Origin of the sequence: Halomonas lysinitropha, from assembly GCF_902500215.1 — a bacterium.
Classification (GTDB): Bacteria; Pseudomonadota; Gammaproteobacteria; order Pseudomonadales; family Halomonadaceae; genus Halomonas; species Halomonas lysinitropha.
The window spans coordinates 1-16,870 of the sequence record NZ_CABVOU010000042.1 but is presented as its reverse complement, the minus strand read 5'-3'; the positions used below and the strand labels follow the sequence as shown (position 1 = coordinate 16,870).

The window sequence follows — 16,870 nt, the reverse complement described above, 5'->3', positions numbered from 1 at the left end:
GCTCTCCATGATGTCGCGGCAACTGCTGGCCATGGCCCTGGCCCCTCTGCTGGGGCTCTTCATCCTGGGGATCGGCAACGGCTTTCTGGCCACGGTGATCACCCTGCGCCTGGACGCCGCCGGTGAATCGGCCGTGGTGATCGGCTGGGTCTCCTCGGCCTACTTCATCGGCCTGGCGCTGGGCGCCATGCTCAACGATCGCCTGCTGCTGCGCATCGGCCATATTCGCGCCTATGGCAGCTTCGCCTCGCTGGTGGCGGTGACCGTGCTGCTGCAGGGGCTGGTGGCCGAGCCCTGGGCCTGGTTCACGCTGCGCCTGATCGGCGGCTGGGCCACGGTGGGCGTCTACCTGGTGATCGAGAGCTGGCTGCTGGCCTCCGGCGATGCCAGGGTGCGTGGCCGCCTGCTGGCGCTCTACATGATCTCGCTCTACGCCGCCGGCGTGCTTGGCCAACTGCTGCTGGGCGTCACCGAGGCCATGGGGGGTGCGGCGTCGTTCATGGTGATCGCCATGCTGGCCTCGCTCTCGGTGCTGCCCATGGCGATGATTCCGCGGGTTTCGCCGCTGATCGAGAAGGCCGAGCCGCTGTCGCCGCTGCGTCTTATCACCCTGACCCCCACCGGGGTGGTGGGAAGTTTCGGCTCGGGACTGATGGTGGCCGCCGTCTACTCCCTCCTGCCGCTCTATCTCCAGCGCACCGGCCTCACGGTTGACCGGATCGGCCAGATGATGGCGGTGGTGGTCCTCGGTGCCATGTTGCTGCAATACCCGGTGGGTCGCTGGTCGGACCGCCACGACAGGCAGCTGGTGCTGATATTGATCGGGGGCTTCTGCACGGTGATCTCTGCGGCGGTGCTGTGGCTGCCGATGAATGCCTGGACCCTGGCCGGGCTGCTGTTCCTGCTGGGGGGTGGCGTCTTCTCGTTCTACCCGGTAGCGGTGGGCCATGCCGCCGACCGTGCGCCGGCGGGCGCCCTGGTGCGCATGAGTCAGGGCCTGCTGTTGATCAATGCCATCGGCTCGGCGCTCAGCCCGCCGCTGGTCTCGCCGGTGATGAGCCTGTTGGGCGATGCGGGCCTGTTCTGGGCCTTCGGTGCCATGGGAATCATTCTGGTGGCCTTCTTCGGTTGGCGGCGCAGCGTGCGTCCGGCGCCGGTGCCAGTGGCGCCGTTCTCGGCTTCCACGCCGATGTCCTCGGTGGGGGCTGAGCTGGCGGTCACCGAGGAGCATGTACAGGGTGCCATCGAGCACGAGCACGTCGAGGACCTTTCCGGGGCCGTTCCCGAGGTGGAGGTGGCCGAGCCGCTGGTCGGCCCGCCGCCGCCCAACGAGCCGCATATCGCCTACTTCCATGAGCCTGACATCGAAGACGACAAGCGAGACGCCGATAGCAGCGTCTCCCGGAGCTGATCCGTCAGCGGGCCTGGGCACTCCTGGTGGCGGAGTTCTGCAGGGCGTATTGCGCTTGCTGCATATCGGCTAAGACCTTGAGATAATGGTTGGCGATAAGTAGTGAATCTACTATCGCCGTTATCATTTTTCCCGAGGTGTGCCCATGCCCCCCTATGTCGCCCCTGTCCGTGACGTCCGCTTCGTGCTGGAGGAGATGCTCGAGCACGGCTCGCTTGCCCTGCCCGCCTTCGAGGAGGCCAGCCCCGACCTGGTCGAGGCCGTGCTGGAAGAGGCCGCCAGGCTGGCCGGCGAGGTCTGGGCGCTGCTCAATGCCAGCGGTGACCACCAGGGCTGTCGGCTCGAGGAGGGTCGGGTAACGCTTCCCGCCGGGTTTGTCGATGCCTACCAGGCCTATGCCGAGGGCGGCTGGAACGGCATTGGCGTTTCCGAGTCGATGGGCGGCCAGGGCTTGCCTGAAGTGGTGGCCAGCGCCGTCCAGGAAATGCTCCACGGCGCCAACATGGCGCTGGCGCTGTGCCCGATGCTCACCGCCGGGGCCATCGAGGCCCTGGCTCACCACGGTAGCGAAGAACAGCAGGCCGTCTACCTGCCGAAGCTGGTGGAAGGCACCTGGACTGGTACCATGAACCTCACCGAGCCCCAGGCCGGTTCCGATCTCTCCAAGGTGCGCACCCGCGCCGTGCCCCAGGAGGATGGCAGCTACCGGCTCTTCGGTCAGAAGATCTACATCACCTGGGGGGAACACGACGCCGCCGAGAACATCATCCACCTGGTGCTGGCGCGCAAGCCCGACGCCCCGGAGGGTAACAAGGGGATCTCGTTGTTCCTGGTGCCGAAGTTCCTCGTTCATGAGGACGGCTCGCTGGGCGAGCGCAATGATGTCACCTGTGCTTCCCTCGAGCACAAGCTGGGCATCCATGGCTCGCCCACCTGCACCCTGAGCTTCGGCGAAGGGGAAGGTGCCATCGGCTATCTGGTGGGCGAGGAGGGACGCGGCCTCAACCACATGTTCACCATGATGAACGAGGCGCGCCACAAGGTAGGGATCCAGGGCATCGGCGTGGCCGAGCGCGCCTGCCAGCAGGCCTTCGCCTTCGCCCTGGACCGCACCCAGGGGCGCAGCCCGCGCTCAGGTCGCAATGACTGCACCATCAGCGACCACCTGGATGTGCGTCGCATGCTGCTCTCCATGCGCGCCCGTACCGATGCCCTGCGCGCGCTGGCCCTCTACTGCGCCGCCCAGCTCGATATTGCCCGACATGGCGACAGCGAGGACTTCCGCAAGACGGCTCAGGCACGCGTCGACGTGCTGATTCCGGTGATCAAGGCCTTCTCCACCGATCAGGCCGTGGAGATCGCCTCGCTGGGCATCCAGGTCCACGGCGGCATGGGGTTCATCGAGGAGGCCGGCGCCGCTCAGCTGCTGCGTGACGCCCGCATTGCCCCTATCTACGAGGGTACCAACGGCATCCAGGCGCTGGATCTGGCCGGCCGCAAGCTGCAGCGCGACGGCGGTGCGGCGCTCGAGAGTCTGATCGAGGAGGTGGAAACCACCGCCGCGGCGCTCAAGGAGAGCGTTGAGCTCGCCGAGCTCGGTGAGAGCCTGGCCGATGGTGCCGTCGATCTGCGTGCCGCCATGGCAAGAGTGCTCGAGGCGGGCGCGGACCCCGAGCGCGGCGCCGATGCCGTCCAGGCCTACGCTACCCCCTTCCTGAGCCTCGCCGGGCACGTGCTGTGCGCCTGGCAGATGGGGCGGGCCGCGCTGGCGGCCAGCGCGGCCCAGGCCAGCGGCAGCGATGAGCCTTTCTATCAGGCCAAGCGCCAGAGCGCCGACTTCGCCATCCGACAGTGGCTGCCGGTGGGCCGCGCCCAGCGCGCGGTGATCGAGGCCGGGATGGAGAGCCTCGCCGGCTTCGACGCCGCCGTCCCGTAAGCACATCGGTCCGCCGCCGGCGGACGTTTGGCACAACAAGTATGTAACGCCACTTCACGGAGCCCACCATGAGCCAGAGCATCTTCGAACAGGGCCTGCCCAAGACCCCCGCCAACCATGTGGCGCTCTCGCCGCTGACCTTCATCGAGCGCACCGCCTCCGTCTATCCGGACTATCCGGCGGTGGTCCACGGCGAGATCCGTCGCGACTGGGGCACCACCTGGGAGCGCTGCCGGCGGCTCGCCTCGGCGCTCGAGAAGCGCGGCATCCAGTCCGGCGAGACGGTGGCGGCGATGCTGCCCAACGTGCCGGCGATGTTCGAGGCTCACTTCGGCGTTCCGCTCGCTGGCTGCGTGCTCAACACCCTGAATATCCGCCTGGATGCCGAGGCCATCGCCTACATGCTCGAGCACGGTGAGGCAAAGGCGATCCTGGTCGACCCGGAGTTCGCGGACGTGATCGAGGAGGCGGTGAGCAAGCTTGCGAACAAGCCGCTGATCATCGACGTGGCGGACGAGCAGTTCATGCCCGATGGCCGCACCATCGGCGAACTGGCGTACGAGGCGCTGCTCGCCGAGGGCGATCCGAGCTATCCCTACCGCCTGCCCGAGGACGAGTGGCAGGCGATCTCGCTCAACTATACCTCCGGCACCACCGGCAAGCCCAAGGGCGTGGTCTACCATCACCGCGGCGCCTACCTGAATGCCGTCAGCAACATCCTGGTGTGGGCGATGCCCCACCACCCGGTCTATCTGTGGACCCTGCCGATGTTCCACTGCAACGGCTGGTGCTTCCCGTGGACCATTGCCGCCGCCGCCGGCACCAATATCTGCCTGCGCAAGGTCGAGGCGAAGAAGGTCATGGACCTGATCGCCGACGAACAGGTGAGCCACTTCAGCGGTGCGCCCATCGTGCTCAATGGCCTGGTCAACCTGCCAGCCGAGGACAAGCGCACCTTCGACCATCCGGTGAAGGTCACCACCGCCGGTGCGGCACCGCCCGCCTCGGTGATCGCCGGCGTGGAAAAACTCGGCATCGACGTGACTCACGTCTACGGCCTTACCGAGGTCTATGGCCCGGTGACCTCCTGCGCCTGGCGCGACGCCTGGGACGAGCTGCCCATCGAGGAGCGGGCGAAGATCAAGTCCCGCCAGGGGGTGCGCTATCACATGCTGGAAGCGCTCTGCGTCGCCGATCCCAATACCCTGGAACCGGTGCCGAAGGACGGCGAGACCATCGGCGAGATCCTGATGCGCGGCAACAACGTGATGAAGGGCTACCTGAAGAACGAGGCGGCCACCGAACAGGCTCTGGAAGGCGGCTGGTACCATACCGGGGACCTCGCCGTGTGGCACTCGGACGGTTACATCGAGATCAAGGACCGCTCCAAGGACATCATCATCTCCGGCGGCGAGAACATCTCCACCATCGAGGTGGAGGATGCCATCTACAGCCATCCCGCCGTGGAGGAGGCCGCGGTAGTGGCCAAGCCCGACGAGAAGTGGGGGGAGGTCCCCTGTGCCTTCGTCAAGCTCAAGGTGGGTTATGACGAGGTCACCGAGCAGCAGATCATCGACCACTGCCGGGCGCATCTCGCGCGCTTCAAGGCGCCGAAGGCGGTGATCTTCACCGAGCTGCCCAAGACCTCCACCGGCAAGATCCAGAAGTTCGTGCTGCGCGAAGAAGCCCGCAATCAGTAGCAGCGGTGCCCTCATCGCGATGCCTTCGGTCGGCAAAGCCTGGGTTGAGGCACAAGGGGGTGTTGTGGGAGCGATGCTTGCATCGCGATGGCTGGCGGAGAACGGCTTGACCCCCTAGAGGCTCCGGCTACAACGGACCCTGGACAATACATCTATGAAGGAGAGTGCAATGAGCCAACAACCGATCGGCGTGGTCGGCGCCGGCACCATGGGCCAGGGCATCGCCCAGGTCCTGGTCACCAGCGGCTTCGACATCAAGCTTTACGACGTCGCCGACGAGCAGCTCGAGCGCGCCCGGGCGGCCATCGACAAGGGCCTGGGCAAGCTGGTTACCAAGGAGAAGCTCAGCGATGCCGACCGGGAAGCTGCCCTGGCGCGCCTGGATACCACGACCGCGCTGGACGCCCTGCGTGACTGCGAGGTGATCATCGAGGCCGCCCCCGAGCAGCCGGCGCTCAAGGAGAAGCTGTTCCGCGACCTGAGCCGCCTGAGCCACGAGGCCATTCTCGCCTCCAATACCTCGTCGCTGTCGCTGACCCGGCTCGCCGCCGTCTGCGAGCGCCCCGAGCGGGTAGTGGGCATGCACTTCTTCAACCCGGTGCCGGTGCTCAAGCTGGTCGAGGTGATTCGCGCCGAGCAGACTTCCGACGCTACCGTGTCGCGCATCGAGAAGCTGGCCGCCGACCTCGGCAAGACGGCGGTACCGGTGGGCGACTCGCCCGGTTTCGCGGTCAATCGCCTGCTGGTGCCGATGATCAACGAGGCGGCCTTCCTGGTGCAGGAGGGCGCCGCCACCCCGGAAGCGGTGGATGAGGCCATGAAGCTGGGCGCCGCTCACCCCATGGGCCCGCTGGCGCTGGGTGACCTGATCGGGCTGGACGTCTGCCTGGCGATCATGGAGGTGCTGCAGGATGGCTTCGGCGATCCCAAGTATCGCCCCTGCCCGCTGCTCAAGCGCATGGTCGATGCCGGCTACCTTGGCCGCAAGAGTGGCCGAGGCTTCCACGTCTATAGCTGATTTACTCGAGAACAGGGTTATCGCAGATAGCAAGGCCGCTCGGAGCTATACCGACGACAAGCCTCTGGGGAGGCGCTGTGAATACCTCCCTGTACGCTACCGACGCCATCCCTGGCGTAGGACCTCCCCTACGGCTTGTCCCCGGCGCGCCTCGCTATGAATAACTGCGATAATCTTGACCCGACAAAAGAGGGGATTGCTGCCCAACCAAGCGTTCGCTAGGGTTGGGCGGTCTTCCTTCAAGAACACCATCAGGAGCCCCCAATGAGCGAATCCCCGATCGAGGTTGTAGAAAACGCCGGCTTCGTGCGCCTGACCATCAGCCGTCCCAAGGCGCTCAATGCCCTGAACAGCGATGTGCTGGTCGAACTGGAGCGCGTGCTGGCTGAGCTCGAGACCCGCGATGACCTGCGGGCCGTGCTGATCACCGGCGCCGGCGAAAAGTCCTTTGTGGCCGGTGCCGACATCGCCGAGATGCGCGACAAGACGCCCGAGGAAGCCCGCGACTTCGCCAGACAGGCGCTCGATACCTTCAAGCGTCTGGAGACCCTGCCGGTGCCCACCGTGGCGCTGGTCAATGGCTTCTGCCTGGGCGGCGGCTGCGAGCTGGCGCTGGCCTGCGACTGGGCGGTGGCCAGCGACAACGCCGTCTTCGGCCAGCCGGAAGTGCTGCTCGGCGTGATTCCCGGCTTCGGCGGCACCCAGCGCCTGCCGCGTCGCATCGGCCCGGCCATGGCCATCGACCTCTGCACCACCGGCCGCAAGATCGATGCCAACGAGGCCCTGCGCATCGGCCTGGTCAACCGCGTGATGCCCCAGGCCGAGCTCGAGGCCTATGCGGATGAACTCACCAAGCAGATCGGCGGCAATGGGCCGCGGTCGGTGCGTGCCGCCAAGCAGGCAATCCACGACGGCATGGACCAGGACCTGGACAGCGCCCTGGCGCTGGAGAACGCCCTGTTCGCGTTCTGCTTCGCCGGCGGCGAACAGACCGAGGGCATGAGCGCCTTCGTCGAGAAGCGCAACCCCAACTTCTGATTCTGGTTTGTCTAACGACAACGGCCGTGGCGGAAACGCCACGGCCGTTGTCATGGGCAGCAGTCAGGTGTTTTTCCGGTGCGGATCAGCCTAGCGGTCTGACACCCTGCCCGGAGAGTTCCGGGAAGTCGTCATGCATCGTCAGCGGCTCGATATTGCCGCGGGTGGCCAGGAATTCCGGGCGCCGTGACGGGGCTGCATAGGGCTCGTCCAGGGTATTGTCCACGCTGTTGTAGACGAAGAACAGGTTGGAGCGCGGCCAGGGTGACATGTTCTCGTTCGAGGCGTGCAGGGTGTTGCACTCGAACAGCATCAGCGAGCCTGCCGGTCCTTTCGGCGCCTGGATGCCACCGCGCTCGGCCAGCCTGGCCAGCGCCTGCTGGTCGGGCACGCCCAGCTTCTGGGCCTTGAGAGACTCCTGCCAGTTCGCCTCGGGCGTCTCGCCCATGCAGGGCACGAACTCGCGGTGGGAGCCGGGAATCAGCATCAGCGGCCCGTTGAACTCGCTGTTGTCGGTCAGCATCAGCGAGGCGCTCACCGCCCGCATGCGTGGCATGCCATCCTCGGCGTGCCAGGTTTCGAAATCCGAATGCCAGTCGAAGCCGCTGCCCTGGAAGCCGAACTTGTCGTTGATGCGCGACTGGTGGATATAGACCTCACTGCCCAGCAGCTGCCGCACCATGCCCAGGATGCGCGGGTCGCGGGTCAGGCGGTCGAAGTGTTCCGAGAGCTGGTGCATGCCGAACACCGAACGGATGGCGCCGCTGTTCGGGTCTCGGATGACCTGCTCCGAACGCATCAACGCCTCGTCGTTGGCCATCTCCTTGAGTTCCTCGAAGAACGGCTCGATGCGATCGCGCGAGAAGAAACCGTCGAACCACAGGAATCCGTCTCGCTCGTAACGCGAGAGGGCCACCTCATCCAGCGGGCCCTCCCAGCGACGCTGGTTGCGGGCGTGTACCACCGGGTCCTTGCGGGGGATCGGTGCGCGGTATTCGGTCAGGCGACTAGGATAGGGATCGAAACGATCGGCCATGGGAAAACCTCCTGATGGTGTCAGTAATCGTGTATTCCGGATCTCCTTGAAAATCAGGGCCTGTAGTAACGGCTTTACTTGCTGAGTAGTCAGCGAGGAAGGCGTCCGGTATCGGCTTTACTCATCATCACATTTGGTCGGGGCCGCGCAAGTTCAACCCTTGCCGTCGCCCCACGGCAGCATGATGGGGCAGGAAGGGGTCATTCCGCTGGCTACGCCAGCGTTTGACGAAGCTGCTCCACCCGCGCCTCCATGGGGGAAACATGGCTGCCGCGCCAGTAGAGCTGGCCGCAGCCCTCGCACTGCAGGAAGTCGTCCACGTAGCGCCGCGTCAGGGGCTCGAGCCGGTCGACGATGTCCGCCTTGTCGACGGGTATGAGTCTCCCGTTGCACTGTGTGCAGCGAGTGAAGGGAGCGAAGGCCGGGGCAAGGTCGAACTCGCGGCACACTTCCTCGACCTGCTGCCAAGGCGCGTCGGCGCGCACGTAGTGGGCGAGACGGATGCGCTTGCGCTTCAGCAGGTTGCGGTCGCGGGTGAGCAGGATGAGTCCTTGCTCCTCGGCCTGGGCGACCAGCTCGGCGTCGCCGATGTCGTTGTGGTAGCGGCAATCGAAACCCAGCAGTCGCAGATAGCGGGCGAGGCGTCCCAGCTGGGCATCCAGCAGGAAGCGCGGGCACGATGGCGGGCGAGGGCGCAGATGGCGGGCCACCGATGGGGCAGTGGTCCAGGGGTAGACCTCCACGTGCTCACCGCCGGCCAAAATGTGGCCGAAGTCCACCGAGGCGCCATCGACCAGGATGACGTCCACCTCGGTATGCGGTACGCCCAGCGACTCGATGACGTCCTTGATGGCCGCCCGGCGCGACACATCACGGGGAATGTTCCCGTCGCGTGACGCCGGCGGCAGGAAGTCGATCAAGCGGTCATGGAATCGAAAATCGGCGCTGGCCATGGCGTGTCTCGAAGACCCTCTGTTGCGCTTTCCCTGTTTGATTCTACGCTATCCGTTGATCGCGCCGAACCGATAGGCCGGCCTCTTGTGCCGGACCACTGTCGACGAGAAGCATGACAATCTGGCCTGCACCGCTTGCTGGCCGAGCGACTACGCTATTCAGTAGTGATTGGCGCGAAGCGCCGTTGGATGGGCCGAGACGCCCCGGCGGGGGCGGCGCTGAAAGCGGGAGGCTATCCCATGAGTGAACGTCCCCTGATTCTGCTGCACGGCTGGAACGACGAAGGCAGCTCCTTCGAACGGCTGGCCGGACACCTCCACCGTCGCCTGGGTGCGGAGCGAATCCAGCGCATTGCCATCGGTGATTACCTCTCCAAGGACGACGCCCTGCGTTTCGATGACCTGGTGGCCGCCCTGGATCGCGCCTGGACGGAACATGGCCTGCCGCGCGACGCCGCCAGTGTGGACGTTATCGTCCACTCCACCGGCGGCCTGGTGATCCGTGACTGGCTGGCGCGCCACTTTTCCCCCGACGCCGCCCCGGTCAAGCACCTGGTGATGCTGGCCCCGGCCAACTTCGGTTCGCCGCTGGCCCATCTCGGTCGTTCGATGCTGGGGCGTGTCGCCAACGGCTTCTTCAGCCGCCAGGCCGGCCAGGCGGCGTTGGAGACCGGGGCCGGCATCCTGCGTGGCCTTGAGCTTGCCAGCCCCTACAGCTGGGAGCTGGCCATGCGTGACCGCTTCGGCGAGGACGATGGCATGTACGCCCCGGGGCGCGTGCTGTGCACCGTGCTGTGCGGCAACACTGGCTATGGCGGCATCCGGGCGGTGGCCAACGAGGAGGGCGGCGACGGCACGGTGCGTCTCTCCACTGCCAACCTGAACTGTGCACGGGTGCGCATCGCCTTCCGCGAGGCGCTCCGGCAGGAAGGCCACGAGGAAATCCGGGTCACCGTGCCGGAGGTGGTCGAGTACCGGCCCTCCATCGGGCGCACCGCCTTTCGCATTCTCGACGGCCTGCATCATTCGGCGATCAAGCTCGACGACGCCTTCAGCCAGTTGAGCCAGGCAAGGCGTGGGGCGCTGGATCTGATCGAGCGTGCTCTGGGCATCCAGGACGCCGACTTCGACGCCTTCTGCGACGAGTGCGAGCAGGCCAATCGGCAGCTGACCCGTCAACCCGGAGAGCGCCGCGGCAAACCCGGCTTCCAGAATACCGTGGTGCGGGTGCACGACCAGTTCGACGTGCCCGTCGAGGACTACCTGATCGAGTTCTATGATCCCCGCGCCAACCGGTCGGACGGCGGCGGCCTGGCCCGCACCATCCATGAGGAGGCGATCCGCAAGGTGCATGCCTACCAGGCGGATCCCTCGCTGCGCAGCCTGTATATCGACACTGCACGGCTGTATGACGCTGTCGCCCGGGCCGGCACCCAGTTGGGCATGTCGATCACCGCCGAGCCCATGCTCGAGGAGGACGAACAGGCGGCCCGCCATACCCCGGTAGGCTTTCGCACCCTGGCCGACGAGGACATCGACGACCTCCAACTGGACGACACCCAGCTGACGGAGTTCTTCCAGCCCCATCGCACCCTGCTGGTGGATATCTGCCTGCACCGCTCCCAGGCCGCCAATGTCTTCCGGCTGAATGAGCGGCGGGCAGGCGCCTAGGCGCTGTCGGCCCTGGATGCCGCGCGCTTGAGGCGCAGCATGCGGGTGGCGATGGCGGTGCCGACCAGGGTGATCGCCATGCCGATCAGTATCTGCAGGCTGAGACGCTCGCCCAGCAGCAGGTAGCCCCACACCAGGGCGCTGACCGGCACCAGGAAGGTCACCGTGGAGGTGGCCGTGGCGCCGGCGCTGGCGATCAGCCCGAAGTAGAGCAGGAAGGCCACCGTGGTGCTGAGCACCGCCAGCGCCAGGCCGTTGGCCCACGCCAGGCCGCTGATCGGCTCCGCGGGCCATAGCAGCAGCCCGGGAACGAGCAGGATCAGCGCCGACATGCTGGTACTGCCGGCGGCCAGTACCCGCACCGGCAGGTGAGCGAGGCGGGTCTTCGAGTAGTTGCCGGCTACCCCGTAGCAGAAGGTCGCCCCCAGTACGGCCAGGATGAACCAGCCGTCGCCGCCCAGGGCGAAGTCCAGCCGATCGGCCGAGAGCACATAGACGCCGAACAGGGCCATGGCCAGTCCCAGGTACTGCTGACGCTGAATGGGTGTGGCGAAGAACAGCGCCCCGAGCAGTGCCGTGAAGATCGGCGTGGTGGCGTTGATCAGCGAGGTGAAGCCTGCTTCCAGGCGGGTGGTGGCCAGCGCCAGCAGCGAGAAGGGCAGCACATGGTTGATCAAGCCCAGCACGAAGAGCCTGCCGGCATTCTCCCGAACCAGCCTGAGGTAACGAACGCTGAGCAGCAATGGCACTAGCAACGCCGCGCCCACCCCCATGCGCACCAGGACCAGCGGCACCGGGCCGAACTCGGGGGACGCCACCCGCATGAAGATGAACGACAGACCCCACAGCGAGGAGAGCAGCATCAGGCGCAGGGTATCGGCGGGTGACATTCCGGTTCCTTGAATAGCGAGGGCGCGATCGGGTGAACCCGAAGGTTACGGTGGCTAAGGGGCCATGGGAAGCCGAGACGTCACGGAGGGCGAATACGGCACCGCAGCAGAATATTGACGCGTATCAAGGGCAGGAGTGCTGAACGCCTGCTATAGCTGAAGGGCACCTTTTCCCCACGTACCAGGAGTCCACCATGCCCGCCATGATGAAAGCCGCCGTTTTCGTCGAGCCCAACCGCATCGAGATCGACGACCGCCCGATTCCCGATATCGGCCCCAACGACGCCCTGGTCCGGGTGACCACGACCACCATCTGCGGCACCGACGTGCATATCCTCAAGGGCGAGTACCCAGTGGAGAAGGGCCTGATCGTGGGGCACGAGCCGGTGGGGGTGATCGAGAAGCTCGGCGCCAACGTGCAGGGTTATCAGGAAGGGCAGCGGGTTATCGCCGGCGCCATCTGCCCGAGCTTCACCTCCTACGCATGCCAGGATGGCTGCAGTTCCCAGGATGGCGGCCACCATGCCCACGGCTACAAGCCCATGGGCGGCTGGCGCTTCGGCAACACCATCGACGGCGCCCAGGCCGAGTACCTGTGCGTGCCCGATGCCCAGGCCAACCTCTCGCCGGTACCCGATGGCCTCACCGACGACCAGGTGCTGATGTGCCCGGACATCATGTCCACCGGTTTCGCTGGCGCCGAATCCGCCAGTATCAAGATCGGCGACAGCGTGGCGATCTTCGCCCAGGGGCCCATCGGGCTTTGCGCCACCGCCGGCGCCCGGCTGCGCGGCGCGGGGCTGATCATCGCCGTGGATGGCGTTGACGAGCGCCTCGACATGGCCCGCAAGATGGGCGCCGACGTCACGCTCAACTTCCGCGAGGTGGACGTGGTCTCCGAGATCTTCAAGCTCACCGGCGGGCGCGGGGTGGATGCCTCCATCGAGGCGCTGGGGTTGCAGCAGACCTTCGAACAGGCGCTGCGCGTCATCAAGCCCGGCGGTACCCTGTCGAGCCTCGGCGTCTATTCCGAGAACCTCACCATCCCGCTCGACGCTTTCTGCGCGGGCCTGGGCGACCACCGCATCGTCACCTCGCTGTGCCCCGGCGGCAAGGAGCGCATGCGCCGGCTGATGCAGATCATCGATAGCGGACGCGTCGACCTCGGCCCCATGGTCACCCATCGCTACCCGCTGGAGAAGATCGTCGACGCCTATGATCTCTTCTCTCATCAGCGCGATGGCGTGCTCAAGGTAGCGCTCGAGGTATTGTGACCGCCAGAATTATCTTCCAACGTCGCGATGGGCCTCCGGTTCCGCTATTGCGGTAGTGATTGCCGTTATCGGCGGTCTTTTCTGGTTTGCCGTGGTGGTGTGAACGAGCAACCACGCGGAACCCGACAAGTAGAAAGCGGCCATAACCATGATAAATGAATTGAATCTAAAGACAGTATCAACGCTGGTGGCTGTCTTGGCGCTGGCTTTTGGCATTGTCAAGTTTGTGCGTGTACAGGAGATCGAAGCGGCAAAACCCTATCTGGAGAGAAAGTTGGCATGGTGTGAGGAGGCAGTTGAAACGGCTTCCAGGATTGCCAATAGCGGAAATGGCCCTGAAGCCGACGCAAGACGGTTCTGGGAGCTCTACTGGGGGGTCATGGGAATGGTGGAGAAGGATGAGATTACCAGCGCCATGATTGCTTTCGGGGAAGAGCTCGAGTCGGGGGAACAATTGAAAAGCAAGGCGCTCGGGATAGCGCATGCCTGCAGATCGGAACTTGCAAATGATTGGTCCTCGAGTTGGGCGCGCTAGATTGCCAGCATCAGGGCTCAGGAGTGCGAGGTGGAGCCGCTTCATCAGCTTGGCTTGATTCTTTCCTTATATAAGAAAGCACTTGATATCCGCTCTTTGCGGAACCCCGTTCGTCGCCGCGGCGAGGACTCACTGACCAGCGCTATGCAGGTTGTGGTCGAAGGGGATGGCAACCGCGCGAGTTCTGATACAATCCCTTCATTACTGCAGTAGACGGAGACACGATGGAATCGGAATTGAACGAATTCGAGCAACAGATGCGTCGCGAGATCAACAGCTTCATGGATAACGAGGAGGAGACACGACGCAAGGCGGCTTCCTCAACCACACCCCCCGAATGGCCGGGAGACGCCGGAGGCCAGGCGAAGCCCAGGGAACAGCGCAGTAAGCCGGGCGGCGCGCCGAAGACGGGCCACCTGGTAAAGCTGGCCGTGCGTACCAAGCAGCTCGAGATGGATAGCGTCTTCGAACACGTATCCTCCAGCATCTCGAAGATCGAAGCCCAGCTCGAAGCCGAGAAGGCCGCCCGCGAGGCAGGCTTTCCGATCATCGGCTATGTCATCGAGACCCAGCGACTGTAAGCACCTGCCGGCAGGCCGCAGGACAAGCCTTTGTCACATAGCTGCCAGTGGCGGCTGGCATGGAGGAATCGCCAATGAGCAAGGTCATCCGGGAATCGACCCTCACCTGCCCCGAATGCGGGCACACCAGGACCGAGACGATGCCCACCGACGCCTGCCAGCACTTCTACGAATGCGAGGCGTGTCATCGCCTGCTCAAGCCCAGGCCCGGTGACTGCTGCGTGTTCTGCTCCTATGGCAGCGTGCCCTGCCCGCCCATCCAGCAGGGGCAGGGGTGTGGCTGAGGCCACCCGCGCCGGCGACAGGAGACTCCCTTGAAGATCACTCGGCTCAATATCTACCCGGTAAAGTCGCTGGGCGGCATCACGCTCGACCAGGCCGAGCTGGGCGTTTGCGGCTTGCCCTACGACCGCCAATGGATGGTAGTCGACGATATCGGTCGCTTCGTCACCCAGCGCCAGCTGCCCCAGATGGCGCGGATCGTCGTGCACCTCGACGACGAGGCGCTGATGCTGTCGCATCCCGGGGCGGCGCCCCTGCGTATCCCGCTTCAACGCGACGACCAGCCCCGGCTGCCCGTCTATGTCTGGGACGACCAGTGCCAGGCACTGGACGAGGGAGCAGAGGCCTCTGCCTGGCTCGGCGCCGTGCTGGGCGACTACAAGGGCAGCGGCCTGCGGCTGGTGCGCTTCGCCTCGGACCAGCGTCGCAACGTCGAGCCCCACTTCCTGGCGCCCGGCGAACAGGCCCACACGGCCTTCGCCGATGGTTATCCCTTCCTGGTGGTCTCCGAGGCCTCGCTGGCCGAGGTCAACCGGGTGCTCGAGACCAAGGGGCTCGCCCCGGTGCCCATGGAGCGCTTCCGGCCCAGCATCGTGGTGGACGCCGCCGAGCCCTTCGCCGAGAACGGCTGGGGCGAGCTTTCCCTCCACGAGGGCGCGGTCCGGCTGGGCCTGCGCAAGCCCTGCCAGCGCTGCAAGATCACCACCGTCGACCAGGCGACCGGCGCGATCACCGTGCCCGGCGAGCCGCTTGGCACCCTGGTGCAGATGAACACCCGCCTGGCGCCCGGCGGCTACTTCGGGCAGAACGCCATCCTGCTGGCGGGCGAGGGCCGGACGATCGCCGTCGGCGAGACGCTGGCGCCAAGGTCACCCACGACCACCCCGAGGGCAGACGCGCACGACCTGCCGTAAAGCAGGCTATCTCCTCATGACAGCCGCGCCTTGGTTTCGAGACCTCTCGACCACTTGAGGCCTGCCAGCCATTGGCACCAGAACCCTACGACCTTTTTATAAGGCTCCAGTGATACAACCCGAAGGAATCCTTGCTAACGTGAAGTGATTCGATGTTCGCAGGGATGGCGACGCTGATATCCCGCAACGGCCAGGATGGCAGCCCCTTGCGCGCCTTCCTGGCGGTAGCGTGCCTCGTGATCGGGAATATAGGCCCACACCCGTCATTTTCGGGGCCGATGGGATGTTTTCGTCTATATATTGGTCGGAGGGCAGCTTACGACCCAAAGCGGCCATACTGGCAAAGGCAGCAAGCACTTTCTTTGGGGATATGCAGCTAGCGTTATAATTGGTGTTAGGCAACGAAATCAAGGATATCTCAATGCAGCAGACAGTAATAGCGATAAGCAGCGCAATAGGTGCTATGGGTGTTCTAGGGGTTTTCTGGCAATGTTTTTGGTCAAAATCCTCTTTCAGACTCGCCCTAAAATCACTGGAATCGGATCATGAGCGATCCCGCCGCGAAAAAGCAATAGATCTACTGTGCCATTGGGATTCAACACTTACGGATAATAGCGCTGCTGCGAGAAAGTTTGCAGAATCACTAACATTTGAACAATCAAAATGCCTTTACGCCCAGGAGCCATTTAGCGTCGACTCAAAGCATTATGGTCTTTTCTTGGGTGCTCTACCACCGGCGTTAGCCAAAGTAAGGAAAGCTGAACAGAAGTACGATGGCGAGAAAATAGATGTGTCAGAAAGAGAGTCATCTGAGATCAGGTGGTCTGTGATCACATATCTAAACAGCCTCGAAACGATACTTTCAGCAGCGAGGCATAATGTTGCTGATAAAGACATGATATACGAGCAATTCGTTTATCTAATTTCTCCCGAAAAGGGCCACTATTTGCTTGCTGACTTTCGGAAAGCAGCTGGGGGAGCAAGGACTTACCCCTCTACCGAAGAGTTTGCAACCGAATTAAAAGAGAAAGCTGAAGAGACGGTGCCAGGAAAGGGGCCGGTAGCCTAACGATGCATTAAATTCGGACGCCGGCAAAGCCAGCGACGGTTAATGTAAACGTTATACGTCAGGAAAATCTCAATGACCGTTCCTGGCCGAACGCAGAATGTTAGTATATGTTGATGAGTATAGTTAGAATCTGACAGAAAGCGGCCTTAATAGGTTAAATTCAGAAAAATGAAAAACAATAATAAAGGGAAATACTATTGCATTTTCTTCAGGTAGTATGATAATAATCTATCTTCTTTTATCCAATCTTGGATCATTTAGTCCTATTGTTATTATTTGTCAGATTAATGGTTTCTATGGAGGCGAAGGCGTGATTATCTCGGCCCAGACAGTCTTTTATTTCGTTAGTCCGTTAGTCACGCTGATGGCTGTGTCCGTGGCGTACCTTGCCCTGCTTAAGCAATCCCAGCCGCACATTCTTGTACAATACCGACCCAACCCAGATATCCAGACATTTATCGATTTAAGTGACTAGGCAGATATTTTCATGCATAGTGCCGATAGGATTTCAGCTTAGGACGGCAGCATGGCAAGTCGCTTCATCTCTCCCCTGGCAGAGGAC

At 63.8% G+C, this 16,870-nt stretch carries 15 protein-coding genes; 12 read left to right on the top strand and 3 right to left on the bottom strand.

The features are described 5' to 3' along the window. Nucleotides 1-10: 10 nt before the first annotated feature. The 5 genes from HALO32_RS14715 (at nt 11) to HALO32_RS14695 (ending at nt 7,103) form a co-directional block, all read left to right on the top strand. Nucleotides 11-1,411 (top strand): MFS transporter, encoded by a 1,401-nt coding sequence (locus HALO32_RS14715; RefSeq protein ID WP_151444709.1) that lies wholly within the window; start codon nt 11-13, stop codon nt 1,409-1,411. Between the two features lie 145 nt (nt 1,412-1,556). Continuing rightward, nucleotides 1,557-3,347 carry an acyl-CoA dehydrogenase gene (locus HALO32_RS14710; RefSeq protein WP_151444658.1) on the top strand — a complete coding sequence of 597 codons (1,791 nt, stop codon included), beginning with the start codon at nt 1,557-1,559 and terminating at the stop codon, nt 3,345-3,347. Between the two features lie 68 nt (nt 3,348-3,415). Further along, a complete protein-coding gene (locus HALO32_RS14705) occupies nt 3,416-5,047 on the top strand; it encodes an acyl-CoA synthetase (protein WP_151444657.1) in 1,632 nt (543 codons plus the stop codon). Nucleotides 5,048-5,216: 169 nt separating this feature from the next. Next, complete coding sequence (locus HALO32_RS14700; RefSeq protein WP_151444656.1) at nt 5,217-6,065, top strand: 3-hydroxybutyryl-CoA dehydrogenase; 849 nt, start codon at nt 5,217-5,219, stop codon at nt 6,063-6,065. A 264-nt stretch (nt 6,066-6,329) separates the two neighbouring features. Then, nucleotides 6,330-7,103: an enoyl-CoA hydratase-related protein gene (locus HALO32_RS14695; RefSeq protein WP_151444655.1), complete on the top strand. Its 774-nt coding sequence runs from the start codon at nt 6,330-6,332 to the stop codon at nt 7,101-7,103. Nucleotides 7,104-7,188: 85 nt separating this feature from the next. Here HALO32_RS14695 and thpD read toward each other — a convergent pair whose 3' ends face one another. After that, entirely contained in the window at nt 7,189-8,139 is a 951-nt protein-coding gene (gene thpD, locus HALO32_RS14690) for an ectoine hydroxylase (protein WP_151444654.1), read from the bottom strand. 212 nt (nt 8,140-8,351) lie between these two features. Continuing rightward, on the bottom strand, nt 8,352-9,092 hold the full coding sequence (locus tag HALO32_RS14685) for a Mut7-C RNAse domain-containing protein (protein ID WP_151444653.1): 741 nt from the start codon (nt 9,090-9,092) through the stop codon (nt 8,352-8,354). Nucleotides 9,093-9,332: 240 nt separating this feature from the next. On the opposite strand from HALO32_RS14685, the gene HALO32_RS14680 reads away from it, so the two are divergent. Continuing rightward, nucleotides 9,333-10,763, top strand: coding sequence for an esterase/lipase family protein (locus tag HALO32_RS14680; protein ID WP_151444652.1), 1,431 nt, complete (start codon nt 9,333-9,335; stop codon nt 10,761-10,763). Here the strand turns inward: HALO32_RS14680 and HALO32_RS14675 are convergent. Continuing rightward, complete coding sequence (locus tag HALO32_RS14675; protein ID WP_151444651.1) at nt 10,760-11,653, bottom strand: DMT family transporter; 894 nt, start codon at nt 11,651-11,653, stop codon at nt 10,760-10,762. The two genes, HALO32_RS14680 and HALO32_RS14675, sit on opposite strands and share 4 nt — an antisense overlap. Before the next feature lie 194 nt (nt 11,654-11,847). On the opposite strand from HALO32_RS14675, the gene HALO32_RS14670 reads away from it, so the two are divergent. The 6 genes from HALO32_RS14670 to HALO32_RS14645 all read left to right on the top strand — a co-directional run bounded on the left by HALO32_RS14670 (nt 11,848) and on the right by HALO32_RS14645 (nt 16,308). After that, a complete protein-coding gene (locus tag HALO32_RS14670; RefSeq protein ID WP_151444650.1) occupies nt 11,848-12,927 on the top strand; it encodes an NAD(P)-dependent alcohol dehydrogenase in 1,080 nt (359 codons plus the stop codon). Between the two features lie 148 nt (nt 12,928-13,075). Then, nucleotides 13,076-13,462, top strand: coding sequence for a hypothetical protein (locus HALO32_RS14665; RefSeq protein ID WP_151444649.1), 387 nt, complete (start codon nt 13,076-13,078; stop codon nt 13,460-13,462). 224 nt (nt 13,463-13,686) lie between these two features. Beyond that, on the top strand, nt 13,687-14,043 hold the full coding sequence (locus tag HALO32_RS14660) for a hypothetical protein (protein ID WP_151444648.1): 357 nt from the start codon (nt 13,687-13,689) through the stop codon (nt 14,041-14,043). Nucleotides 14,044-14,117: 74 nt separating this feature from the next. Then, a complete protein-coding gene (locus HALO32_RS14655; protein ID WP_151444647.1) occupies nt 14,118-14,327 on the top strand; it encodes a GDCCVxC domain-containing (seleno)protein in 210 nt (69 codons plus the stop codon). Between the two features lie 30 nt (nt 14,328-14,357). Beyond that, on the top strand, nt 14,358-15,239 hold the full coding sequence (locus HALO32_RS14650) for an MOSC domain-containing protein (protein WP_151444646.1): 882 nt from the start codon (nt 14,358-14,360) through the stop codon (nt 15,237-15,239). A 421-nt stretch (nt 15,240-15,660) separates the two neighbouring features. Continuing rightward, on the top strand, nt 15,661-16,308 hold the full coding sequence (locus HALO32_RS14645) for a DUF4760 domain-containing protein (RefSeq protein WP_151444645.1): 648 nt from the start codon (nt 15,661-15,663) through the stop codon (nt 16,306-16,308). Nucleotides 16,309-16,870 lie beyond the last annotated feature (562 nt).

Coding starts and splice junctions, on each gene's coding strand:
- HALO32_RS14675 (WP_151444651.1), bottom strand. CDS start 11,653: ATGTCACCCGCCGATACCCTGCGCCTGATGCTGCTCTCCTCGCTGTGG.
- HALO32_RS14710 (WP_151444658.1), top strand. CDS start 1,557: ATGCCCCCCTATGTCGCCCCTGTCCGTGACGTCCGCTTCGTGCTGGAG.
- thpD (WP_151444654.1), bottom strand. CDS start 8,139: ATGGCCGATCGTTTCGATCCCTATCCTAGTCGCCTGACCGAATACCGC.
- HALO32_RS14715 (WP_151444709.1), top strand. CDS start 11: ATGTCGCGGCAACTGCTGGCCATGGCCCTGGCCCCTCTGCTGGGGCTC.
- HALO32_RS14695 (WP_151444655.1), top strand. CDS start 6,330: ATGAGCGAATCCCCGATCGAGGTTGTAGAAAACGCCGGCTTCGTGCGC.
- HALO32_RS14665 (WP_151444649.1), top strand. CDS start 13,076: ATGATAAATGAATTGAATCTAAAGACAGTATCAACGCTGGTGGCTGTC.
- HALO32_RS14655 (WP_151444647.1), top strand. CDS start 14,118: ATGAGCAAGGTCATCCGGGAATCGACCCTCACCTGCCCCGAATGCGGG.
- HALO32_RS14685 (WP_151444653.1), bottom strand. CDS start 9,092: ATGGCCAGCGCCGATTTTCGATTCCATGACCGCTTGATCGACTTCCTG.
- HALO32_RS14660 (WP_151444648.1), top strand. CDS start 13,687: ATGGAATCGGAATTGAACGAATTCGAGCAACAGATGCGTCGCGAGATC.
- HALO32_RS14705 (WP_151444657.1), top strand. CDS start 3,416: ATGAGCCAGAGCATCTTCGAACAGGGCCTGCCCAAGACCCCCGCCAAC.
- HALO32_RS14700 (WP_151444656.1), top strand. CDS start 5,217: ATGAGCCAACAACCGATCGGCGTGGTCGGCGCCGGCACCATGGGCCAG.
- HALO32_RS14645 (WP_151444645.1), top strand. CDS start 15,661: ATGCAGCAGACAGTAATAGCGATAAGCAGCGCAATAGGTGCTATGGGT.
- HALO32_RS14680 (WP_151444652.1), top strand. CDS start 9,333: ATGAGTGAACGTCCCCTGATTCTGCTGCACGGCTGGAACGACGAAGGC.
- HALO32_RS14670 (WP_151444650.1), top strand. CDS start 11,848: ATGCCCGCCATGATGAAAGCCGCCGTTTTCGTCGAGCCCAACCGCATC.